The 23,132-nt window shown below is 62.3% G+C and carries 24 protein-coding genes; 2 read left to right on the top strand and 22 right to left on the bottom strand.

The window, feature by feature from the left end; translation table 11 throughout:
• Positions 1-6 precede the first annotated feature (6 nt).
• The 17 genes from LDB26_RS03680 to LDB26_RS03600 all read right to left on the bottom strand — a co-directional run bounded on the left by LDB26_RS03680 (position 7) and on the right by LDB26_RS03600 (position 18,605).
• Positions 7-930, bottom strand: coding sequence for a cell division protein FtsQ/DivIB (locus LDB26_RS03680; protein WP_062064200.1), 924 nt, complete (start codon positions 928-930; stop codon positions 7-9).
• Complete coding sequence (locus LDB26_RS03675) at positions 923-1,879, bottom strand: D-alanine--D-alanine ligase (RefSeq protein WP_062064199.1); 957 nt, start codon at positions 1,877-1,879, stop codon at positions 923-925. Before LDB26_RS03675 ends, LDB26_RS03680 begins: the two co-directional genes overlap by 8 nt.
• Positions 1,876-2,841 (bottom strand): UDP-N-acetylmuramate dehydrogenase, encoded by a 966-nt coding sequence (gene murB, locus LDB26_RS03670; protein ID WP_062064197.1) that lies wholly within the window; start codon positions 2,839-2,841, stop codon positions 1,876-1,878. The genes LDB26_RS03675 and murB overlap by 4 nt, the downstream gene beginning before the upstream one ends.
• Positions 2,842-2,926: 85 nt before the next feature.
• Positions 2,927-4,375, bottom strand: coding sequence for a UDP-N-acetylmuramate--L-alanine ligase (murC, locus tag LDB26_RS03665; RefSeq protein ID WP_062064196.1), 1,449 nt, complete (start codon positions 4,373-4,375; stop codon positions 2,927-2,929).
• Positions 4,372-5,538, bottom strand: a complete 1,167-nt coding sequence (gene murG, locus LDB26_RS03660) for an undecaprenyldiphospho-muramoylpentapeptide beta-N-acetylglucosaminyltransferase (protein WP_257540395.1) — start codon at positions 5,536-5,538, stop codon at positions 4,372-4,374. The genes murC and murG overlap by 4 nt, the downstream gene beginning before the upstream one ends.
• On the bottom strand, positions 5,535-6,737 hold the full coding sequence (gene ftsW / locus LDB26_RS03655; protein WP_062064193.1) for a putative lipid II flippase FtsW: 1,203 nt from the start codon (positions 6,735-6,737) through the stop codon (positions 5,535-5,537). The genes murG and ftsW overlap by 4 nt, the downstream gene beginning before the upstream one ends.
• Before the next feature lie 28 nt (positions 6,738-6,765).
• Complete coding sequence (gene murD / locus LDB26_RS03650) at positions 6,766-8,082, bottom strand: UDP-N-acetylmuramoyl-L-alanine--D-glutamate ligase (RefSeq protein ID WP_062064192.1); 1,317 nt, start codon at positions 8,080-8,082, stop codon at positions 6,766-6,768.
• Between the two features lie 2 nt (positions 8,083-8,084).
• On the bottom strand, positions 8,085-9,158 hold the full coding sequence (mraY, locus tag LDB26_RS03645) for a phospho-N-acetylmuramoyl-pentapeptide-transferase (protein ID WP_062064190.1): 1,074 nt from the start codon (positions 9,156-9,158) through the stop codon (positions 8,085-8,087).
• Positions 9,158-10,552: a UDP-N-acetylmuramoyl-tripeptide--D-alanyl-D-alanine ligase gene (murF, locus tag LDB26_RS03640; RefSeq protein WP_257540393.1), complete on the bottom strand. Its 1,395-nt coding sequence runs from the start codon at positions 10,550-10,552 to the stop codon at positions 9,158-9,160. The genes mraY and murF overlap by 1 nt, the downstream gene beginning before the upstream one ends.
• A complete protein-coding gene (locus LDB26_RS03635) occupies positions 10,549-11,994 on the bottom strand; it encodes a UDP-N-acetylmuramoyl-L-alanyl-D-glutamate--2,6-diaminopimelate ligase (RefSeq protein ID WP_082635154.1) in 1,446 nt (481 codons plus the stop codon). The genes murF and LDB26_RS03635 overlap by 4 nt, the downstream gene beginning before the upstream one ends.
• The gene (locus LDB26_RS03630; protein ID WP_257540391.1) at positions 11,991-13,706 is read right to left on the bottom strand and encodes a penicillin-binding protein 2; all 1,716 of its coding nucleotides are present in this window, start codon (positions 13,704-13,706) and stop codon (positions 11,991-11,993) included. Before LDB26_RS03630 ends, LDB26_RS03635 begins: the two co-directional genes overlap by 4 nt.
• The gene (locus tag LDB26_RS03625) at positions 13,706-14,356 is read right to left on the bottom strand and encodes a colicin transporter (RefSeq protein WP_257540389.1); all 651 of its coding nucleotides are present in this window, start codon (positions 14,354-14,356) and stop codon (positions 13,706-13,708) included. The genes LDB26_RS03630 and LDB26_RS03625 overlap by 1 nt, the downstream gene beginning before the upstream one ends.
• Complete coding sequence (rsmH, locus tag LDB26_RS03620; protein ID WP_062064186.1) at positions 14,353-15,318, bottom strand: 16S rRNA (cytosine(1402)-N(4))-methyltransferase RsmH; 966 nt, start codon at positions 15,316-15,318, stop codon at positions 14,353-14,355. Before rsmH ends, LDB26_RS03625 begins: the two co-directional genes overlap by 4 nt.
• Positions 15,315-15,812: a division/cell wall cluster transcriptional repressor MraZ gene (locus LDB26_RS03615; RefSeq protein ID WP_062064184.1), complete on the bottom strand. Its 498-nt coding sequence runs from the start codon at positions 15,810-15,812 to the stop codon at positions 15,315-15,317. The genes rsmH and LDB26_RS03615 overlap by 4 nt, the downstream gene beginning before the upstream one ends.
• 187 nt (positions 15,813-15,999) lie before the next feature.
• Positions 16,000-17,226 (bottom strand): GldG family protein, encoded by a 1,227-nt coding sequence (locus LDB26_RS03610; protein ID WP_257540387.1) that lies wholly within the window; start codon positions 17,224-17,226, stop codon positions 16,000-16,002.
• A gap of 34 nt (positions 17,227-17,260) precedes the next feature.
• Complete coding sequence (locus LDB26_RS03605) at positions 17,261-17,566, bottom strand: hypothetical protein (RefSeq protein ID WP_062064180.1); 306 nt, start codon at positions 17,564-17,566, stop codon at positions 17,261-17,263.
• A gap of 43 nt (positions 17,567-17,609) precedes the next feature.
• Positions 17,610-18,605 carry a cysteine synthase A gene (locus LDB26_RS03600; RefSeq protein WP_062068610.1) on the bottom strand — a complete coding sequence of 332 codons (996 nt, stop codon included), beginning with the start codon at positions 18,603-18,605 and terminating at the stop codon, positions 17,610-17,612.
• A gap of 215 nt (positions 18,606-18,820) precedes the next feature.
• On the opposite strand from LDB26_RS03600, the gene LDB26_RS03595 reads away from it, so the two are divergent.
• Both LDB26_RS03595 and LDB26_RS03590 read left to right on the top strand, forming a co-directional pair.
• Positions 18,821-19,765, top strand: a complete 945-nt coding sequence (locus tag LDB26_RS03595) for a cell wall hydrolase (protein ID WP_257540385.1) — start codon at positions 18,821-18,823, stop codon at positions 19,763-19,765.
• Between the two features lie 324 nt (positions 19,766-20,089).
• Complete coding sequence (locus LDB26_RS03590) at positions 20,090-20,218, top strand: entericidin A/B family lipoprotein (RefSeq protein WP_062064176.1); 129 nt, start codon at positions 20,090-20,092, stop codon at positions 20,216-20,218.
• 67 nt (positions 20,219-20,285) lie between these two features.
• Here LDB26_RS03590 and tatC read toward each other — a convergent pair whose 3' ends face one another.
• Genes tatC through LDB26_RS03565 form a run of 5 tightly spaced genes read right to left on the bottom strand, consistent with a single transcriptional unit; the run spans position 20,286 to position 23,128 of the window.
• A complete protein-coding gene (tatC, locus tag LDB26_RS03585; RefSeq protein WP_062064174.1) occupies positions 20,286-21,062 on the bottom strand; it encodes a twin-arginine translocase subunit TatC in 777 nt (258 codons plus the stop codon).
• Positions 21,059-21,463: a Sec-independent protein translocase protein TatB gene (gene tatB / locus LDB26_RS03580; protein WP_062064173.1), complete on the bottom strand. Its 405-nt coding sequence runs from the start codon at positions 21,461-21,463 to the stop codon at positions 21,059-21,061. The genes tatC and tatB overlap by 4 nt, the downstream gene beginning before the upstream one ends.
• Before the next feature lie 27 nt (positions 21,464-21,490).
• Complete coding sequence (locus tag LDB26_RS03575) at positions 21,491-21,727, bottom strand: twin-arginine translocase TatA/TatE family subunit (RefSeq protein ID WP_062064171.1); 237 nt, start codon at positions 21,725-21,727, stop codon at positions 21,491-21,493.
• Between the two features lie 28 nt (positions 21,728-21,755).
• Positions 21,756-22,349 (bottom strand): SMC-Scp complex subunit ScpB, encoded by a 594-nt coding sequence (scpB, locus tag LDB26_RS03570; protein ID WP_257540382.1) that lies wholly within the window; start codon positions 22,347-22,349, stop codon positions 21,756-21,758.
• Entirely contained in the window at positions 22,346-23,128 is a 783-nt protein-coding gene (locus LDB26_RS03565; RefSeq protein ID WP_257540380.1) for a ScpA family protein, read from the bottom strand. Before LDB26_RS03565 ends, scpB begins: the two co-directional genes overlap by 4 nt.
• Positions 23,129-23,132: the final 4 nt, after the last annotated feature.

The following is a 23,132-nucleotide window of genomic DNA, read 5'->3' as shown; positions in this document are numbered from 1 at the left end:
GACCCCTTATCCCTCACCGTCCGAAGCGGGTTGCGTATTCGTCGCCGCTTCAGGCTTGTCCTGCGCCAACCCTTGCGGCAGACGGAGCACGAAACGATCGGGATCGCGCATGTCGAACTTGACGATTCCCCGGCCCAACAAGCGATTGACGCCGTCCATACGCGCGAAATTGACCAGCGCGGAGGCCGAATCCTTGTCGCCTTCGGGCAAGGAAAGCGTTTCGCCCGATTGGAAACGCAGATCCCAGCGGCGATTGCCGACCCATGTCGCACCGGCAAGCATAGGCTTCAGGGCGGGCGCATTTTCCATCAGTTTGTTGAGGCCCGCCGTCTGGAGATTGGCGTTCGGTCCTACGACCAATGGGAGATCAGGCATGGCGCCGGACGACACACTCTGAAGCACCACGCCCGCTACGTCGATCAGTTGCAGGTGCCCCCCGTTCTGCCACACCGCGACCGGCTCACGCTCGACAATATCGACCACCAGCGTATCGGGCAGGCGGCGAGAAACGCGTGCATCTTTGACCCAGCCGAGCTTCAGCATTTCCTCCCGTACTTTGGGCAGATCGACCGACAGCATGGAGCGATCCACCTGCCCCAGTGCAATATTATAGACGGGCATTTCATCCATGCGCTCAACGCCGCGCACCTCGACCTTTTCGACCTCGAAGCCTGCGCGGGCGGCAAGGTCCGCCGCGCCCTGCCGCGCCATGCCGGGAAGACCGAACATGATCGCAATGCCACCGGCGAGCGCCAGCGCGATGCCGACGATGGCCCAACTCGCCATGCGTTGCACCGTGGCTTCGCTGACGGGCAGGGATGCGATCAGGCGGTCGATCTGGGACCGCTGCTTGACCGCGCGGCCCCGCCCTTTGGACGTCGTTCGCGTCAACCGCGCGGTGCCGCCACGCCGAATTCGTGCTTCACTCATGCAAAGCCCCCATTTTCGCCCCCGTTTTCAGCGCATCCTCCACGATCCGCTCGACCAGTTCCGCATAATCAATGCCCAGCTTCGCCGCCTGTTCAGGCACGAGGCTGAGTGGCGTCATGCCCGGCTGCGTATTGACCTCCAGCAGGAACAAGCCATCGATACCCTGCGAGTCGTCCCAGCGGAAGTCGGAACGTGACGCCCCCCTGCAACCCAACAGCTTGTGGGCGCGCAGCGAGATCGCCTTGCACGCCTGCGCGATGTCGTCAGGGATGTTGGCGGGGCAGACATGCTCAGTCATGCCGTCGGTATATTTGGCGTCGAAATCATAGAAACCGCTCTTGGGCCGCAATTCCGTGACCAGCAGCGCCTCTTCACCCAGAACTGCGGTCGTCAGTTCCCGGCCCCGGATATAGGGTTCGGCCAGCAACTCTTCGAAATGCAGCCACGGCCCTTCCACATCGCGGCCGACAGGCGAGCCATAATTGCCGCCCTCGGTCACGATGGCGACGCCGACGGAGCTGCCTTCATTGACTGGCTTCACGACATAGGGACGCGGCAGGGGATCGCCCTCGAACAAGCTCTCACTCTGTACCACCTGCCCGCCGGGCATGGGGATGCCATGCGGCACGAGCGCCTGTTTGGTGAGTTGCTTGTCGATGGCGATGACCGAAGTGGCGAGACCCGAATGAGTGTAGGTGAGCCCCATCAGGTCCATCATGCCTTGCACCGTCCCGTCCTCGCCCGGAACGCCGTGCAGGGCGTTGAACACGACATCGGGCTTCGTTTCCGCAAGGCGCAGCGCGACGTCGCGATCCATGTCGATCCGCGTAACCTTGTGCCCGCGGGATTCCAGCGCCTTCGCCACGCCTTCCCCGCTCGACAGCGAGACGGGGCGCTCCGCCGACCATCCGCCCATCAGGACGGCGACATGCCACGGACCCCGGCTCACTTCTGCAACCCCACGATTTTCTCCTTGTCGGCGGCGTCGGCTAACAGTCCGACACGCTGAATTTCCCACTCCAGTTCTATGCCGCTCTTTTCTCGAACGCGGCGGCGGACTTCCTCGCCCAACGCCTCGATATCTGTGCTGGTCGCCTCGCCTAGGTTGAGGAGGAAATTGGTGTGTTTTTCCGAGACCTGCGCCCCGCCCAGCTTAAGCCCACGACAGCCTGCTTCATCGACCAGAGCCCAAGCCTTATGCCCGGCGGGGTTCTTGAAGGTCGATCCGCCGGTCTTGCTGCGAAGCGGCTGGCTTTCCTCACGCGCGGCGGCGATCCGGTCCATCTCCGCCTGGATCGCGACAGGCTCTCCAGGCACGCCCCGGAACAGCGCGCTCACCACCACTGCGCCTTCGGGCAATGTGCTGTGCCGATAGGTGTAACCCAATGCGTCGAGCGGCAGCGTGATGCGCTCGCCCGAACGCAAAACGACATCGCATTCGATCAATATATCGCATGTTTCGCGGCCATAGGCGCCGCCATTCATCCGCACGAAGCCACCGACCGTGCCGGGGATCGAACGCAGGAACTCAAGCCCCGCTATGCCCGCATCGCGCGCGGTTGAAGAAACAAGGATACCCGACGCCCCGCCACCACAGCGCAGAGTCGTGGCATCCACCCTCTCCACTTTCGCAAAGGGCTTGCCAAGCCGCACGACCACGCCCGGCACGCCGCCATCCCGCACGATAAGATTGGAGCCAAGGCCCAACGCCATCACTGGAATGGCCGGGTCCAGACCACTCAGAAAATCGGAGAGATCATCGATATCCCTAGGCTCAAACAGCCATTGCGCCGTGCCGCCTGCCTTGAACCAGACCAGCGGCGCCAAGGGAGCGTCGGCCTTGAGCGTGCCGCGAACGGAAGGAAAGGACGACCGGAGAGAAGAAGCTAGCGTCAAGCGCGCACTCCCCATGAGCGCACCGTTTCGCCCATGTCGTACACAGCATCCACACCCTGCTGCATCTGCGCGTCCAAGCCTATGCCGAACAGCGCGGACATCAGGCCGCCTCTCCCTGCTTACTCGACGCTGTGACGGCAGATGCCAGGCCTGCCGCCCATTTTGTAATGTCCCCTGCACCCAGACAGACGATCATATCGTCAGCCCGAACATCCGTAGCGATGACACGGGCCAGATCGTCGGCCCCTTCCACGGTAGAGGCCGCGCGATGGCCCCGGCGCTTCAACCCTTCGACCAGCGCGGAACTATCCACGCCCTCGATCGGCTGCTCGCCCGCCGGATAGACGGGCGCGGCATAGACGATGTCGGCGTCGTTGAACGCCTGCTGGAACTCGTCCATCAAATCGCGCAGACGCGTGAAGCGGTGCGGCTGGACCACGGCAATGACGCGCCCCCCGCTCCCCGCGCCCTGCAAGCCTTCGCGAGCGGCGGCGAGCACGGCCCTGATCTCGACCGGATGGTGGCCGTAATCATCGATGACGGTGGCGACACCTTGCCCGGCCGGGATTTCCCCAACCTTGGTGAAGCGGCGCTTTACGCCGCCGAATTTGGCAAAACCGGTCTGTATGGTTGCATCGTCAATCCCCATATGCAGCGCAACGCCGATGGCAGCCATGGCGTTGAGCACATTGTGGCGGCCCGGCATCGGCATTTCGACACCGTCGATCCGACGGACCGAACCGTCACGCTCACGGATCTGCACATCGAAGCGATTGCCGCCGGGGATTGGCTGCACATTCTCGCCGCGAATATCCGCCTGTGCCGAAAAGCCGTAAGTGACGATGCGCCGATCTTGCACGCGTGGCAGAATCGCCTGCACTTCTGGATGGTCGAGACACAATATCGCCGCGCCATAGAAAGGCACATTCTCGACGAACTCGACGAAGGCATCCTTCACGGCGTCAAAATTGCCGTAATGATCGAGATGCTCAGGATCGATATTGGTGACGACCGCGATGGTGCCGTCAAGACGCAGGAAGCTGCCATCGCTTTCGTCGGCTTCCACCACCATCCACTCGCTATTTCCCAGACGCGCATTGGAACCGTAGCTGTTGATGATGCCGCCATTGATGACGGTCGGGTCTACCCCGCCCGCATCCAGCAACGCCGCAATCATCGAGGTCGTGGTAGTCTTGCCGTGGGTTCCGGCCACTGCGACTGTGGATTTGAGGCGCATCAGTTCGGCCAGCATTTCCGCGCGACGGATGACCGGCACGCGCTTTTCCAGCGCCAGTTCGACTTCCGGATTGCCCCGCTTTATCGCTGTGGAGGTGACGACCACGGCTGCATCGCCCAGATTTTCCGCCTTATGGCCGATCTTCACGGCTATGCCCTTCTGGCGGAGTCCCTCTACGACATAGCCTTCGGCCACATCGCTGCCTTGAACCTTGTAACCCAGATTATGCATCACTTCAGCGATGCCGGACATGCCGATACCGCCGATGCCGATGAAATGGATCGTACCGATGTCAGTGCCGACACCTTTCATGCGGGAACTCCCTGGAGATTGAGGCTGGTCGGCGTCGGACCGACGCGCAGCGGATCATTGACGATGGGCGCGGGGCCGATGCTTTCAAGCAGATCGGCCATGTCGCGCGCGGCGTCGGGACGCCCACATGCGCGAGCGCGCTTCGCGGCATTCTGGAGCGCGCCCGGCTCCATCGCCATCTTCTGCATCTGCTTGGCGAGTTCGATGGCGGTGAAGCGCGCCTGCGTTATGGTGCGCGCACCGCCCGCTTCCGTCATCTCGCGGGCGTTCGCCGTCTGGTGATCGTCCATGGCGCTGGGTAGCGGGATAAGGATGGCGGGACGGCCCGCACAGGTCAGTTCCGCCAATGTCGAGGCGCCCGCCCGCGCAATGATGAGGTGCGACCAGCCAAGCTTTTCCGGCACGTCATTGAAATAGGTCGCAAGGTCCGCGGGAATTTCAAGATCGGCATAGAGCTTGCGGACACGTTCGATATCCTCAGCGCGGCATTGCTGCGTGACTTGGAGGCGGCGGCGCAAGCTCAGTGGCAACATGCCAAGGCCATCGGGCACCACGCTCGACAGGATCGTCGCGCCCTGACTGCCGCCGATCACCAACACGCGGAACACGCTCTCGTCGGTCAATGCGGGAAATTCTTCGTCCCGCAGCGCCTTCACTTCCTCGCGCACAGGGTTGCCGATCAGATGGACCTTGTCGGCATATTTGTCGTTGAGCCGCTCCACCGCGGGATAGGCGGTCGCGATCGCGTCGACACGGCGCGCGATCAACCGGTTCACGCGGCCCAGCACGGCATTTTGTTCATGAATGGCGGTCGGAATGCCATCGGCCAACGCACCCAGCAAAGTAGGCAGCGCCGGGTAGCCGCCAAAGCCGACTACGGCAGTCGGCCGGAACGTCTCGTTCAGCCGCCGCGCCATGGCCCGCCCGGCGAGAATGGCCTTCAAAGCGCCCGGCCAGCTTTTCGGGTTGCCGGTCATCCGGCCAGCGGGCAGCACATGAACCTGCGCCTTGTCAAAGATGCCAGGGATCTTCGCGCCCCGCTCATCCGTCACCAAAGCGACATGATGGCCCCGCGCCATCAGCTCTTCAGCGACGGCATGGGCGGGTATCATGTGACCGCCCGTCCCGCCTGCGGCGAGGACGAAGTGACGGGAAATGCTCATCGACCACTCCATTTGACGACGGTGTGCCGGCCCATGAAGGGGTTGCGCCGCGTGAATGCGAGCAACAGGCCTACCCCGATACAAAGCGCGAGCATAGAGGAGCCGCCATAGCTGATAAAGGGCAGCGTCATGCCCTTTGACGGAAAAATCTGGGCATTGACACCCATGTTGATGATCGCCTGCAACCCGAACTGGGTGGTAAGGCCAGCGGCGGCGAGGATCGTGAAATTATCCTCTTCGTCCAGCAAGCGCAACAACACCCGCACGACGATGGCGAGGTAGAGGACCGCGATGGCGATGCAGGCGAGGAGGCCGAATTCCTCCCCGATCACCGAGAAGATATAGTCGGTATGCGCTTCGGGCAGCCGGAACTTGTTCTGCCCGCCCCCTGGCCCCACGCCCATGAAGCCGCCATGGGTGATGGTGCGATAGGCAAGGTCGGTCTGGTCCGGTCCCGCCGCATGATCGACGCCGATGCCCAGGAAGTCGTTGATACGTTGCCGCCCGTTCTCGTAAAACATATACATCGCCACCAGCCCGGCGAGCCCTATCCCCGCCATCGCACCAATGAAGCGCATCGGCACGCCCGAAAGCAGCAATAGGCAGCCCCAGCAAGCCGCGAATATCACTGTCTGCCCAAAGTCGGGCTGGCGCATCAAGATCAGCGCGATGAAAGCCGTGACCACGCCAGTCAACGGAATAACAGGCAGCGTTTCGTCCTTGCCACGCAGCGAAAGCAGCCAGGCAATGGTGACGACATAAACCGGTTTCAGAAATTCCGAAGGCTGGAAACGAAAGCCAGGCAGGTCAATCCATCGCTTCGCGCCGTTCACTGTCGATCCCAGCAGGGGCACCAGCATCAGAGCCAGCACGAACACACAGCACATCACGACCGCGAACCGCCGCGCCTGTGGCCGGGGCAACATGGAAATCACCAGCATGATCGGCAAACCCAGCCCCACCCACATGAGCTGGCGATAGAAATAGATCAGTGGATTGACCGCGACCGTGGTAGTGGAACGGTCGATGGCGGCAACCGGGGATGCCGCCGCGACCGCCACAAGCCCGATCGCCATCAGCGCGACGATCAGCGACAGCAGCAGGCGATCGATTTCCCAGAACCAGATGGCAAGCGCGGTCCGTTCGCGCGGCACGGTGCGGGATTTGAAGCCCTTCACCAGTTCCCCTGCCCTGAACATGCCTGCTCGCCCTTTCCTTTGCGCCTGCTTATTCCAGCGCCGCGACGGCCGCGGCGAAGGCATCGCCCCGCGCTTCGAAATCGCGGAACTGGTCGAAACTCGCGCAAGCCGGCGACAGGAGCACCACATCGCCCGGCTGCGCCACCCGCGCCGCGCGCCGAACGGCGGCCGATAGCATCTCGCTGTCATCCACCGCCATATGTGGGCGTAGCAAGTCGGCGAACATACGCCCCGCCTCACCGATGGTATAGGCTTGCGCGACATTACCGAATGCAGGCGCGCACTCGTCCAGATTATCGGTCTTGGCAAGGCCGCCGACGATCCAGTGGATGCGGGGCTTTCCATTCATGGGCGGAAAGGCAGCGAGCGCAGGGGCAGTCGAGGCGGGATTGGTCGCCTTGCTGTCGTTGACGTAGAGAACATCGTTCAGTTCCCGAACCCGCTGCATCCGGTGCGGCAGGCTGGCGTAAGAGGTGAGCGCGTTGGCGATGGTATCCTCATCAATGTCCAGCGCGCTGGCTACAGCAATGGCGACGGCGGCGTTCTGGGCATTGTGCGGCCCCTGTAGCGAAGGCCATCCAGCCTGCGCGGCGGGATCGATGTCCGCCGCCTTCACTTCCACGCTGCGGGCAATGGCCTTGGCTGCTATGGCGCGGCTCGGATCGTCCTGAGTGGCGATAACCGCAACATGCTCCGCGGATTGCATGGCGAACAGCCGTGCCTTGGAGGCCACATAGCCTTCGAAACCATTATAGCGATCCAGATGATCCGGCGTGATATTAAGCAACACCGCCACGTCGCAATCGAGGCTGTGGGTCAGGTCGATCTGATAACTCGACAGTTCCAACACATAGATGCCCGCGCCTTTCAGGTTCGGCTCCAGCGGTTCCTGCCCCAGGATCGGCAGGCCGATATTGCCGCCCATGCGTGTGGGGTATCCCGCTTGCTCGATGATATGATGGATGAGCGCGGTGGTGGTCGACTTGCCGTTAGTGCCTGTGATGGCGACGACCTTATGCGGTGGGAGCGTCGGCCGGGCTAGCGCAAACAGCTCGATGTCGCCAATGATCGGCACGCCCGCCAGCTTCGCCTGCATGGCAATGGGATGCTTGTTGAGCGGCACGCCCGGCGACACGACGACGCCGTCAAAGCCCTTAAGGTCGATCTCCGCCGGGTCGGCAAGCTCCGCTTTGTCCGCTACGGTAGCGCGCGCTTCTTCCCGGCTATCCCAGGCGACGACCTGCGCGCCGCTGGCCGCCAGCGTCTCGACCGTGGCGAGGCCCGATCGCGCCAGTCCCAACACCGCGTAACGCTTGCCCGCAAAGATGTTCGAAACGATCCCCATCCTTACCTCAGCTTCAGCGTGGCAAGACCGGCGAGCGCAAGCACGAAGGCGATGATCCAGAAACGAATGACGACCGTCGGCTCGGCCCAGCCAAGCTGCTCGAAATGATGGTGGATCGGCGCCATCTTGAACACGCGCTTGCCGGTCCGTTTGTAGAAGAATACCTGAATGATGACGCTCATCGCCTCCACGACGAACAACCCGCCAATGATACCCAGCACGATTTCATGATGCGCGGTGACGGCGATCACGCCGATGGTGCCGCCCAGCGCGAGGCTCCCGGTATCGCCCATGAATACGGCGGCGGGCGGCGCGTTGAACCAGAGGAAGGCGAGGCCTGCCCCAATGATCGCACCGCACAGGATGGTGAGATCGCCGGCCCCCGGCACATGCGGAATGCCCAGATAGGTGGCGAAGTCCGCGCGGCCGACTAGATAAACGATCAGCATGAACGCCAGCGACGCGATAATAACCGGCATGGAGGCAAGGCCGTCCAGCCCGTCCGTCAGGTTCACCGCATTGCCGAACGCCACGATCACGAAGGCTGCGAACAGGAAATAAAACGGCCCCAACTCGATCGCCGGGCCATTGTAGAAGGGCACATAAAGCGCGGTATTGCCGTGATGATTAACGATCATCCACGCGGCGAACCCCGCGATCAGGAACTCGAACAGCAGACGCACCTTGCCTGAAAGGCCCTTGTGGCTGGCCTTCGTCACCTTGTCATAATCGTCAAGAAAGCCAATCGCGCCAAAGCCCAGCGTCACGAAGAGGCAAGCCCACACATAGATGGACGAGAGGTTCATCCAGAGCAGGACCGACACGATCATGGAAGTGAGAATCATGAGACCGCCCATGGTCGGCGTGCCCCGCTTGGCCAGATGGCTTTGCGGGCCGTCGTCACGGATCGGCTGTCCCTTGCCCTGCCGCACGCGCAACCAGCCGATGAACCGTGGTCCAATGACGAGGCCGATGAGCAGCGCCGTCGCGATCGACGCTCCGGCACGAAAGCTCAAATAGCGGACAAGGTTGAAAACCCCCGCGAAATCCAGTGTCTGGGCAAGCCAGTAGAGCATCAGTTCCTGTTCCCATCGCGGGTCGTTTCATTCAGCGCGGCAATCAGGCGTGACAGGCCGATGCCGTTCGATCCCTTGACCAGGATCGCATCGCCCGCGCGCATTTCGGATTGCAGCAGGTTGGTGGCCGCCGCCGCATCGGGCACGTGAGCGAAGGAAAATGCCTTTCCCAGCGCGTCGGCCAGCGGCGCCATCTCCTGTCCAACCAATATCGCATAGTCGACCTGTCCGGCGGCGAGCGGTTCTGCAAGTCCGGCGTGCAGTTCGGCGCTGCGGTCGCCCAGTTCGCGCATCCCGCCCAGAACGGCGATGCGGCGTTCTGCCTTTTCCTGTCCCAATTGCTTGAGCGTCGCCGCCATGCTCAGCGGATTGGCATTATAGCTTTCGTCGATCAGCAGCGCCTCGCCACCCGCGACCGGCACGATGCGCCGCTCGCCGCGTCCCGGCAGGCCTGGCATCTCAGCGAGTGCAAGCCCCGCCATCGCCAAATCGCCGCCCAACGCCTCAACCGCCGCCAGCACCGCTAGCGCATTCGACACCCAATGGTCGCCCGGCGCCGCAACGGTGAAGCACAGTTCAGCGTCGGACAAAACCGCCGTCACCAGCGTTCCGCCACTCGCCGCAGGAACCATTTCCCGCACATGAACATCCGCTTCCTCACCAAAGCCGAAAGTCAAAACACGCGCCGCGTGCTTCTCCGCCTTTTCGTAAAGGATGGCGACATGTGGGCTGTCATAGGGGATGATCGCCGTGCCGCCCGGCTCCAGCCCTTCGAAGATTTCCGCCTTGGCCTGCGCGATTTTGTCTTCGGTGCCGAAAAATTCGATATGCGCGGGTGCGATGGCGGTGACGATGGCGACATGCGGACGCACCTGCCGAGTGAGCGCGGCAAGTTCACCCGCATGATTCATGCCCATCTCAAACACGCCGAAGGCCGCGCCACGGGGCATCCGCGACAGGCTCAGAGGCACGCCCACATGGTTGTTGTAGCTTTTGACCGAGCGGTGCACGAACGCCGGATGGCTGCGGTCAAGCGCCTGGAACAGTGCTTCCTTGGTTCCGGTCTTGCCCACCGATCCGGTGACGCCGATCACCTTCCCCCCCATCCGTGCCCGCGAAGCGCGGCCCAGCCCCCCCAGAGCGGCGACGCTGTCGGGCACCAGCACATGCGGATAATCGACCGGCTCGCTGACGATGGCGCCCGCCGCGCCCTGCGCGAAGGCTTTGTCGACAAAGCGATGCCCGTCGGTAGTTTCACCCTTCATCGCGACGAACAGGTCGCCTTGGGTCACTTCGCGGCTGTCGAAGGCCACACCGGAAACGGCAAACGGCGCCGTCGCGGCGCCGCCCGTGGCCGAAGCAATTTCCCCGGAGGTCCAGAGGTCAGCTTTCACCCCGCGCACTCCCGCGCCACGGTGACGTCATCGAACGGCAGCACGCGGTCACCGATGATCTGCCCTTGCTCATGTCCCTTGCCCGCCAGCAGCACAATATCATCCGCCCCCGCCTGCGCGATGGCCGCGGCGATGGCGGCGCGCCGCCCGCCGATTTCCTCGGCACCCGGAGCGCCCGCCATCACAGCGGAACGAATGACGGAGGGGTCTTCGGAACGGGGATTGTCATCCGTCACGATCACATGGTCGGCAAGCTCGGTCGCGACCTTACCCATCAGCGGTCGCTTGCCCGCGTCGCGATCTCCGCCCGCGCCAAAGAGAGCGATCAGGCGGCCCTTCGTATGCGGACGCAGCGCCTCGATAGCGGCGCGCAGGCCGTCGGGCGTATGGGCATAATCGACATAGACCGGCGCGCCCGCCTTGCTGATAACGGCGCGCTCCAGCCGCCCGCGCACCGGCTGGACCCGGCTCAAGAGTTCCAGCACCTTGGCTATATCCCCACCCGTCGCCACGACGAGGCCCGCCGCCGTGAGAGCGTTAGCCGCCTGATAGGCGCCGATGAGCGGCAGATTGACCTTGTAGATTTTGCCATCCGCTTCAATCTCAAGCGCCTGACCCAACTGGGTCGGGGTGCGGTTGGCAAGACGCAGTGCCTGCCCCTTCACCCCGACGCTCAGCAGACGAAGCCCCCGCTTCGTAACCCGTTCGATAACCTTGTCCGACCATTCGTCATCTGCCCAGATGACCGCGGCGCCATCTGGTGCGACCACTTCGTCGAACAACCGCATCTTGGCTTCGAAATAGCTGTCCATGTCGCCATGATAGTCGAGATGGTCGCGCGACAGGTTGGTGAACCCCCCCGCCACGACCGGCAGTCCTTCGGTTCGATATTGGGCGAGGCCATGGCTCGACGCCTCGAACGCGGCATGAGTGATGCCCTCGCGTCTGAGACCCGACATGTTGGACAGAAAGGTCACGATGTCCGGCGTGGTAAGGCCGGTCGAAACCTGATCGACCGACGTGGTGACGCCCAGCGTGCCGATGGACGCCGACTTGTGCCCCAGCATCCGCCAAAGCTGTCGCGTCAATTCCACAGTGGACGTCTTGCCATTGGTCCCGGTGACAGCGACGGTTACATCAGGAAAAGGCGAAAAATAGCGTGCGGCGAGCAAGGCGAACAGGCGGCGCGGATTGGGGTGAGCGATATGCACCGCGCCCTCGACCTTGGCTTCGGGCCGGGCGACGACGGCAATCGCGCCCGCCTTCACAGCGTCAGGAATATAAACCTCACCATTGACGCGCAGCCCCTGGAACGCGCCAAAGACGGTGCCCGGCGCGACCTTCCTGTTATCAATCGCAAAACCCGTGACGGACGTGTCGAGGCCGGCGTCGCCGTCGACCTCGACATCCAGCTCCTCGATTAGCGACCCGAGGCGCGTCACTCTTTTTCTCCCTTGTCTCCGCCAAGCAGCGGCATGAGGTCGGAAATATCGACGTCACGCTGCTCGTCGGGCATGATTCCCAGCATCGGCGCGGTGCGTTCCACCACCCGCTTCACCACCGGCGCCGCCGTCCAGGCGGCCGTCCGCAAACCAAAAGTCTGCGCGTTCCCCTTCGGCTCATCCATCATGGTGAGCACGACATAGCGGGGATTGTCCATCGGGAAAGCAGCAGCGAAAGTCGTCACCAGTGAAGTCTTGTTATAGCGGCCCTCTTCCGGCTTTTCGGCGGAGCCTGTCTTGCCACCAATGCGATAGCCCACGGCGTTGGCGCTCCGCCCTGTACCGGCTGAAACGATCATCCGCAACAGTTGCCGCATCCGCGCGCTGGTGGCAGCGGAAAAAACGCGATGGCCCTGCGGCACTTCATCGGGCTTCAGCTTCCGCAGCGTGGCCGGACGCCACATGCCGCCATTCACCAGCGCCGCATAGGCGGCCGCAAGGTGGAGCGGCGTGACCGCGATGCCATGGCCATAGGATACCGTCATGGTGGTAATGCGCCCCCAACTCGACGGCCAGATGCTCTTGGCGCGCTCGTTAAGCTCGATCGGGGCCCGCTGGTCGAAATGCAGTTCGCGGAAAAGATGCTGCAACGGCTCGGCACCCATTTCGTCCGCGATGCGCGCAGTGCCGATGTTGGAGCTGTGCACAAGGATCTGCGGCACATTCACCCAGCGGCCGAGCGGATGGTCGTCCTTGATCTTGAAGCCCGCGACGGCCAGCGGAGCGGTAGCATCATACCGCTTACTCATCGACGTGACGACGCCCCGATCCATGGCCGCTCCAATGGACAGAGGCTTGAAGGTCGAACCCAGTTCGTAACGCGCCTGCACGATATGGTTGCAGAGCGGCGAATCAGAGCATTTCTTGCCCGCGTAATTCTGCAACTTATTGGGATCGAACACGGGGATAGAGGCCATGGCGATCACCTCGCCGGTATTGGCGTCGAGGATGACCCCGCCCGCGCCCTTCGCGTTCTGCGCGACCATCTGGGCATAAAGCTCGCTTTCCAGCGCGCCCTGCACCCGGCTGTCGATCGAAATGGCGAAGGGCTGTCCACGCAGCGCCGGATCGATCAGGCGATCGTTGAAAGCCGCTTCCACGCCCATGCCGCCTACGCCGTCCGCATTGGGCGCAAACCCCAGCACATGCGCTGCCAGCGTCCGCTGCGGATAGAGTCGTTCCTTTTCGCGTGGGAATTCGATGCCGATTTCGCCCAGCGCATTCACGGCCGCCACTTCTTCGGGCAAAGCACGGCGACGCAAATAGGCCCAGCCCTTGCCGGTCAGCTTCTTGTAAAACTCGGTCTCCGGCTCATCAGGGAAGATTTCGTGCAGCTTGCGCGCCAGTTCCGCCGGTTCGCCGATCAGCTTCGATGGACGCACGGCAATGGAATAGGCATCCATCGTTCGCGCCAGCGGCACGCCGTTGCGGTCGACAATGTCCGCGCGCGCGGGGAGCAGTCCCGAAAGCCCGTCCCCGCCCCGCCCGCCATCAGCAAAGAAGCCGACCCAGGTGAGCCGGCCGATCAGGATCGCAGTGATGGCTAGGAACAACAGCAACAGCAGCATCAGCCGATTATGGGCAATGGCAGTCAGGTTGATCCGCTGCCGCCCGGCCCTTGCACCACCTGGCTGGACGATGATCGTCGCCATCAGCGCGGCTCCTTCCTGCGTTCGCGCGCAGCCTTGGCGCTGAGGTCCCCCAGCGTGCTGTCATCCAGCAGCTTGGCGTCCAGCATCGCCATCCGCTCGGCACGGCGCGCAACCGGATTGGGGCGGGACGTGTCGGCGTCGCGCTTCGCCTTTTCCGCAAGCGTTGGCTTGGCGGGCTTCGCGATCCTGTCGACATTATCGGCCGCATGGGCTTCGCGGATGACGGCAATGTCGCTGCGGATCTGCGTCGCGGCAGGACTGGCCGGAGCGGGCTGCGCGGCGGACGGCAGATCGGCGGGCGTCTGCACCATCGCCACCATCACCGGCGGCGCGACATAATCGGGACCATTGGGCTGAACGCCGTCCAGATGCGCCAGCGCCCGCTCGCCCGCCAGATATTGCTGGGCAGTCGGGGTCGCATACATGAAATCATCCTGATTCCAGCGCTCAAGCTGCCGCATGTTCGCCCGCGCGCTGAATTCGGTTTCCAGATAACGGATGTCGCCATTGGCTCGCACAATCTGCGCCTTGACCCGCATCAGTTCGTTGCGTTCCGTCGCGACCTTGAGCGAAACCAGATAAGCGCCCAGCGCGCCCAGCGCGACGAGGAACACCCAGATCAGGCTCTGCAACCTCTTGACCGCGATCATGGCCGATCACTCCGGCTGGTGTTGGAACGGCGGGCTGGCGCACCGGTGCGGACGGCGCTGCGAAGCGTGGCGGAACGGGCGCGGGGGTTGCGCGTCAATTCGGCCTGACCGGGACGCACAGCCTTGGCGGGGCGCTCGAAAGTGGGGCGTTCGTTGACCTGCCGCTCGGGCATGTGGCGCGATCCACCGCTTTCGCTGCCCGAACGTTGGCGCAGGAATTGCTTGACGATCCGATCCTCAAGGCTGTGGAAAGTCACGACAGCCAGACGACCGCCCTCTTCCAACAGGGCCTCGGCCGCTTCCAGCCCGCGCTCCAGTTCCTCCAGTTCGCGGTTCACATGGATGCGGATAGCCTGGAAGGTCCGGGTTGCCGGGTCCTTCTTGTCATGGGGCTTGTGGCCCAGCGCCCGGCGCACCACGGCAGCAAGCTGCCCCGTCCGCTCCAGCGGCCGCGCCTCGACGATGGCCCGCGCGACGCGACGCGAACGCGGCTCTTCACCATAGCGATAGAGCACGTCGGCTATGTCCTGCTCCAGGGCGTTGTTCAGGAAATCGGCCGCGCTCATACCGTCCTGACTCATCGTCATGGCGAGCGGCCCATCAGCCTGAAAGGAAAAGCCTCGTTCCGGCCTGTCGAGTTGCATAGACGAAACGCCGATGTCGAGCGTTATGCCCGAAACACTCGTCACGCCACGCTCCGCCAACAGCGCCTCCATACGGGAGAACTCGCCTTCGATCAGGGCTATGCCCTTTTCTGATGCCAGCGCCTGCCCTTCCCGGATCGCATCGGGGTCACGGTCGAAAGCGAAGACCTGCGCGCCCTTCCCCGCCATCGCCGCCGAATAACCACCTGCGCCGAACGTGCCATCGACATGCTGCTCGCCGGGGTTGATGGCGAGGGCATCCAGCACCTCATGAATCAGGACGGGAATATGGCGATCGGGATCGGCGGAGAGGGTCATTTGCCGCCCCCCGCTTCTCGCTGATCCAGCCAACGGCGCACCTTGTTACGGATCAATTCCGGGCGATTCTTGCTGTCTATCAGCGCTTCGGGCTTCCAGATCTGGATGTAACGGCCCACGCCATAGAAGAATACGGCGTCAGTGACCCCATATTCCTCCTTGATATCGGGGTGCATGGCGAAGCGGCCGCCTTCGTCGAAATTCACTTCCTCAATGGTGCCAAGGCGGCGCTCCAACTCCAGATCGGCATTATAGTCGTGGCCCTGCGCCCGCGCTTCGCGCGCCAGTTCCTCGACTTCACCGAACAGGAAGCGGCGATGCGACTCGCCAAAGCCTGTAGCGCAGCCATTTTCGACATGAACGGACATATAGAGGCGGTTCTCGCCTCCGCTGGAGAGCTTCACCTGCCGGCGCATCTCCAAGGGCAGCACGAAACGACCTTTGCCGTCCGCGACGCTGAACGCGTTGCCCGTATAGAGAATGAGTTCCGACACTTTTGGCCTGTTCGCCCCTGTTGACGGAGCGCAGGCCATCGCTCGCTAAATCGCCGATGCGATCCAGCACATTACGCGCACGAAGCCTGACAACCCCAATAGGCAATCAGATACCAATCCCCAAGCGTCAAGAAAAGGGAAAAGTCGGTAAAATCTGGGAAATCCTGTTTTGTTCTGGTTTTTATTTCTACTTTGACCCTATTTCTCCCTCTACGGCTGCCCTCTGCCCACTCGCAATCGGGCGTTCCACGCGCCCGAACCACATCCATCCCAATCCCGCCCATAAAATCCCGGCCAGCGCCGCCCAGCGTACCGCTCGCACCAGATCATCTTCCGAGCGCACCCAGCGTCGCTCGCCGGAAAGCGATTGGCCAAGCCAATGCATGACCAGCGCAGGGGTATCGGCACTCCATTGCTGAGGCAACAAGGGACGGCCAGGATCGGCCAGCCAAAGCCGGTCGTCGATCATATCCGCATCGGCCACCATGATAGCCGTGCCCCGCCCTATCCGGCATAGGACAATCAGCCCGGATGCTTCGGGCCGACAATGCTCTTCTCGCACCTCAAACCGAGAGGCCGCCATACTCGTCAATAAAGAACCGTCGGGCAGAAAATGTCGCCCCTCCCCCATCGTTTCGGCCGGGGCCAGCCGCACACCCCAATGATCCAGCAATGGACCTAACAGGCTGGCGGGAGGCGCACGGCGGCGGTCGCCCAACGGCAAGGACGATGGCCAGAGCAACAGCGGATCAGCCAATATCAGCACCCGCCCGCCCTCTCGCACCCATTGGTCGATGGCGACCAGTTCCCCTGCCTCCATCCCGCGCGGCTGGGCAAGCATCAGCAGCCCCATCCTCCGCAGGTCAGGCGACAGGGCGCTATCCAATGGCTGCACATCGAAGCGGCGACGCAGCAGTGCGACGATCAGCGCATCCGTCCGAGCGGTTAGGCCAAGTTCTCCCTCGCGCCAGAACAGGGGCAGGGCCGTGATGACGGCAAGCGCCGGCCGATCCGCCACCTGCCTGACTGGAGAAGCCCGTCCAACAAACCATGCCAGCCCCGCGACCGCCAGCAGGCCAAACGCTAGCGGCCAGCGCGACCGCCACACAGCGCCACCCGCACCCGCAGCACAGGCAATGACCAACAAAAGCAACATCGGCCACGGTGGAGGCGCACGCCCCGCTGCGACGACACACAGAAGAAGAACGCTTCCGGCTGCAACGGTCGAAATCCACAGCGTCAGCTTCAACCGCGCACGGCCCATGATCCAGCCAGCGCTCGTCAATATCAACATGGCAGGCCATGCCCAACGCATCGCGTCGACCTGTCCACCATGCAGCACGGCAGGTAAACCGCTCAGCAGCACCAGCATCGGCAGGCACAGTATCAACAGGCAGCGCCCCATCGCGATCATGCGTGATGCGGACCCTCTATCGGCTTATCGCTCGTCAGCGCGGCTGTGCCTGCGGATCGCGATCCATCGGTTTCCTGAGATAGGGATCGGGCTGAAGATCGGGCACGACCGGCGCCTGCTCCGGCGCGGGCTGTACGCCCAGTTCCGCCAGTGGTTCCTTGGGCGACACGGCATTGGCCCCAGCGGTGGGCACGACTGGAGGCGGCGCGATGGCATCGTCCACTCGCGCCTTGTCAATCACGATATTCGCAAGACCGACCAGCAGCACCACGCCCGCGAGACCCGTCAAGCCGATCTGGACGCGCTGCAACCCTTCCTGTCGGCGGGGTGTTTCAGCCATAATCTGCTCTTTTTTTTCTGACAGCCGCGACCTTATCGGCCTGTCAACGATTGTGCGCGAACCAAGGGAACACCGTCAAGCCCTTAGATTCAAGCCATTCCCGATTATAAAGCGTTGAAAGATAGCGAAAACCTGTATCGCACAGGATCGTCGCGATCCGCTTGCCCGGACCCAGTTGCTTCGCCAGCGCCACTGCGCCCGCCACATTGATGCCTGACGACAGGCCCAGGCACAGCCCTTCCTCGGCCAGCAAGCGGCGGACCCAGGCCAATCCCTCATCATCGGAAATGCGGAACTGCGTGTCGATGGGAGCGCCTTCCAGATTGGCGGTGATGCGCCCCTGTCCTATGCCCTCCGCGACGGAACTGCCCTCCGCTTTCAACTCGCCATGCGCGTAATAATTATAGAGCGCCGCGCCATATGGATCGCTGAGGGCAATGGTGACGGCCTCATCATGCGCCTTCAGCCCTAGTCCCACACCCGCAATCGTGCCACCTGTCCCTGCCGCGCAGGTGAAGCCGTCAATCCGCCCGTCCATCTGTGTCCAGATTTCCTCGGCGGTGCCCATGATATGCGCCTTGCGATTGGCGATATTGTCGAACTGGTTCGCCCAGACGGCATTGTCGGTCTCTTCCGCGATGCGGCGCGACGTGTGCACGAAATGGCCGGGATTGGAGTAGGGCGCGGCCGGCACGGTCACCAGTTCCGCCCCCAGCGCGCGCAGCGTGTCCATTTTCTCGCGGCTCTGCGTTTCCGGCATGACGATGATCGTCTTGTAGCCCTTCGCATTGGCGACCAGCGCCAGACCGATGCCGGTATTGCCTGCGGTCCCCTCCACGATCGTCCCGCCGGGCTTGAGCAATCCCTTTTCCTCAGCGTCATTGACGATGAACAGCGCCGCGCGATCCTTCACCGAAGCACCCGGATTGGCGAATTCGCACTTGGCGAAAATCTCGCATCCCGTTTCGCTGGAAGGACCGGCGAGGCGCACGAGAGGGGTGTTGCCGATAAGGGCGAGACTATCTTTTTGGACCAGCATGACATCCGCATAGCGGACCAGACAGCGCCTTGCCAAGCAATGGAATACATCGGCCCGCAAAGCCTCAGTTTTTATCCCTTTGCCGCGCGTTAACCTGTAACAGGCAGAACGTACCATAGCGGGACGATCGCGAATCCGGACAGGAAATCGCAACCTCTTTGAGTTAGGGCGGATCGAGAGCGCCGGGCAATGGGCGAAATTCGCAAGGACGGGTAATGCAGTCTCGCATGGCGGGGAACAGATGGAAGCTGCATGGTGCCCTTGCCGCCGTGGCGATGACCGCGCTTGCGGCGCCGCACCTTATCACTGCAGCGCCCCTCGACATGCTGGACACCCCCATCACCGACGACGATCCCGCCGAGAAAGCGGGACAGAATTTCCCCGGCTCCGCCTTTTTCTTCGCGCAGGGCGCATTCGATCCCGTGCCAGGCGTGCAGATATCGCGCAGCGAACATGTGATGGGCCTGGCTCAAGTGCAGGCGGCCCCTGCCATGGCCTTTCGCGGATTGACGGCGCTCGACAGCTATCGTGCACTCAATTGCCTGACGTCGGCCATCTATTATGAAGCGGGCAATGAGCCGGAAGACGGGCAACGCGCCGTCGCGCAGGTCGTACTCAACCGGGTCCGCAGCCCGCTCTGGCCCAACAGCGTGTGCGGCGTCGTGTATGAAGGGTCGGAACGCACCGACTATCGGTGCCAGTTCACCTTCAGTTGCGATGGGTCCATGGCCCGCGCGCCCGACATCCGCGCCTGGACACGGGCACAGCGCATCGCGGACCAGGCCCTTTCTGGACTGGTCTATCGTCCCGTGGGCCTTGCCACACATTATCATACGCTAGCCGTCCGCCCCCCATGGTCCAGCGCCCTTCAGGCAGTGGCAGTGATCGGCGCGCACATCTTTTACCGCAATTCAGGGTTTCACGGGACGCCAGCCGCTTTTCGTATCCCCTATGGCGGGCGCGAGATGCAATCCGGCCCTGCGCGGCGGACGTGGCCAGCCAAGCCTGTGGCGCCTCTTGACGCCTTTGAGATGCCCTATGCGGTCCAGCCTTCTCCTTCCTACCAGACGATGCCGATAGTCCCTTCACAGCCTGTCCAGGCCTTGCCTGAATCCACCATTCGTCCCGAATATCGAAATAGCGGCAAGCCTTTGACCTGATTTCTCGGCGATTTTTAGCAAGCGATTGAAAAAAAAGAAAATAAAATCACGATTTTTTTCAATTGGCTGGGAACCCCCTTCTGGGATGAGCGTTATGATCTGCGGATAGCAAATCTTTTGCCCCCCGCTCTTGCTATCCAAAAAAACATGAGCCCGGAACGCTTCCCCCCCCCCGACGCGTTCCGGGCTCAGACTATTTCAGGGGCACAAAATACTGAAATCAGAATGGTTTCTTGCACGGAACGCTTTCGGCGGACAGGGGTTATTCCCTTGTCTCCGGTTCACCCAACAGAGCCGGACCGAGTGTTTTCAAGGAGAGGTTGCATGACGAAGAAGATTCTTGTCGCGCTGCTGCTGACGGGTTCCCTGATGGTTGCGGCCTGCAATACAGTGGAAGGCGCAGGACGCGATGTGCAGAGCGCAGGCGAAGCCGTGGAAGACTCGGCAAATTAAGCCATTTCCTTCATGATTTCTCCCGACATGGCCCGCCTGCCGACGGGCTTTTTTTGTAGAGAAAAACTCAGGCCGAAGCGCTCTCTGTCGCTTCCTCCTGCGCTTTGCGCCGGTCAGTAAACCAGATGGCGATGATCGTGATCTCGTAAAGCAGCAGCAGTGGGATCGCTAGCATCAGTTGCGACACAACATCAGGCGGCGTCAGCACTGCCGCCAGAATGAAGGCCGCCACGATCATGTAGCGGCGCAGGCTGATCAACTGCGCCCGCGTCACAAACCCCGCCCTATTGAGCAGCATCAACAGCACGGGCATTAGGAAACTGATCCCGAAGGCTAGGATAAACTGCATCACCAGCGTCAGATAATCCCCGGCGGATGGCAGTGCCTCGACCGAAAGTCCCGAACTATTCCCTTGAAATTGCAAGAAAAAATGAAATGCCGTTGGCATCACTACGAAATAGGCGAGGGATGCGCCCATGACGAACAGCACCGGCGTCATGACAAGGAAGGGCAGCAACGCCTTCTTTTCCTTGGCGTAAAGCCCCGGCGCGACGAAGGCCCATAGCTGGTTTGCGATGATCGGAAAGGACAGGAAGAAAGCACCGAAGATCGCAATCTTCACCTGCACGAAAAAGGCTTCATACAATTTGGTATAGACCAGTCGGCCGCCCGCATCGCCAAAGGCTTCCTTGAGCGGATGGACCAGTAGCGCGAACAGCTTGTCGGAAAAATAAAAGCAGACAGCGCCCGTGAGAAACAACGCCCACACGCATTTCAGCAGCCGTCCACGCAATTCGACCAGATGATCGAGCAATGGCGCCTTGGTATCATCGATGTCCATCATGCAGCCGCATCGCCCTTCCGGTCCTGCGCCTCATCTGCGGTGGGCGCTTCCAACGCAGGGGAAGCCGATCGCGCAACAAAAGCGGGCTTTACGTCCGCAGCGCTATTATCCTCCTCCAACGTCGTTGCCGGTGCAGGCAGCGGCTCCATCGATTCGGCTGTTTCGGGCGGATGCTCCTGCATGATGCGACGGTTTTGTTCCGCCCACTTCTTCTCCAGTTCTTCCAGTTCGACCTCCCGCACCATGGCGTCGATGCCGGTGCGGAAATGGCGCGCCATGCCACGCGCCTTACCGACGATCTGCCCCACCTTGTAGAGCGCGCGCGGCAAATCCTTGGGACCAATCACGACCACCGCGACGATCACGATCAGCAGAAGTTCGGACGACCCAATATCAAACATGCCAGCCTATCGCAGTCTGAGGAAAAATCAGACGCCGGTCTTTTCTTCCGTGGCGGTCGGCGCATCCTGTTCGGAAACACGTTGTCCTTCGATTCGCTGGGCGGGCTTGGCTGGCTTGACGTCGTCGTCATCCTCCATGCCCTTCTTGAAGCTCTTGATACCCTTGGCGACGTCACCCATCAGCCCGGAAATCCGGCCGCCGCCAAACAGCAGCATGACCACCAGGAGCACGATGACCCAGTGCATCAGCGAAAAGGAACCCATTATGCAATACTCCTGAAAGAGGGCCTATCTAGGCTTCTTCCTCATCATTTTCCACTACGGATTGGTTTCCCAACCCTTCCAACGCCAAATCCACCGGGTCCAGCAGACCCGCCGCGCGCAGATCATCGATGCCCGGCAGGTCCCGGCGGCTGCTAAGGCCGAAATGTGACAGAAACTCTACGGTCGTCACATAGATGAGCGGCCGTCCCGGCACTTCGCGCCGCCCGGCAGGCCGAACCCAGCCCGCTTCCATCAGAACGTCCAGCGTTCCTTTCGCCACCTGCACGCCGCGAATGGCATCTATCTCGGCGCGGCTTACAGGTTCATGATAGGCTATAATGGCCAGCGTTTCCATCGCCGCGCGGGATAATTTACGCGTTTCCTCGCGCTCACGACGCAAGATATGGGCCAGGTCGGCCGCAGTCTGAAAATGCCAGCGCCCGCCCCTTTCGACAAGGTTGACGCCGCGTCCGGCATAATGATCCGCCAATGCCGCAAGCACGCCGGAAAGGTCACCGGCTTCCCCCACATGGAGCCGTAGATCGGCCAGCGTCAGCGGCTCTTCCGCGACGAACAACGCCGCTTCCACCGCTCGCAGGAAATCGTCGGCCTCCGCCGTCACAACAGCCTCTCCTTCTCCTGGGCTGGAGTCGCCGCGCGCAGGAAGATCGGTTCGAATATCCCTTCCTGCCAGATATCCAGCCGCCCCTGCCGCGCCAATTCCAGCGCCGCGACGAAGCTGCTGGCCAGAGCCGATTTCGCCATGGGTGCATCCAGTCCCGCGGGCAGAAAGGATTCGATCCGCGTCCAGTCCAACGCCATACCCACCAGCGCGCTGACCCGCTGAATAGCTTCATCGAGCGTCATCACGGGGCGGACGGCGACCCGATGGAGCACCGGCTGCGTCCGCGCCCGCACCTGCCCATAAGCCCGGAGAATGTTGAACAGACTCGCATCCCACTTCGCCTTACGGACGAGGCGCAATCCCTCCGGCTTTGCGCGCACGAACACATCGCGCCCTATCCGGTCACGCGCCATCAGCCGCGCACCCGATTCCCGCATGGCATGGAGACGCTGGAGCCGGAGTTGCAGACGTAGGGCCAATTCCTCGGGGCTGGGTTCGGGCTGCGCTTGCTTCGGCAACAATAGCGCGGACTTGAGATAGGCAAGCCATGCCGCCATCACCAGATAATCCGCCGCCAGTTCCAGCTTCAACTGCCGCGCGCCGTCGATAAAGGCGAGATATTGCTCCGTCAGCGCGAGAATGGAGATTTCGCGCAGGTCGACCTTCTGCGTCCGCGCCAGCGCCAACAACAAGTCGAGCGGACCTTCCCAGCTATCGAAGCTGACGGTCAGTATATCGGGTCGGGACGCGGCGACGGGCGTGAACAGGTCGTCCACTCCT

Origin of the sequence: Sphingobium sp. CFD-1, assembly GCF_024611115.1 — a bacterium.
GTDB classification, from domain to species: Bacteria; Pseudomonadota; Alphaproteobacteria; order Sphingomonadales; family Sphingomonadaceae; genus Sphingobium; species Sphingobium baderi_A.
This window is presented reverse-complemented; position numbering and strand designations above follow the sequence as displayed.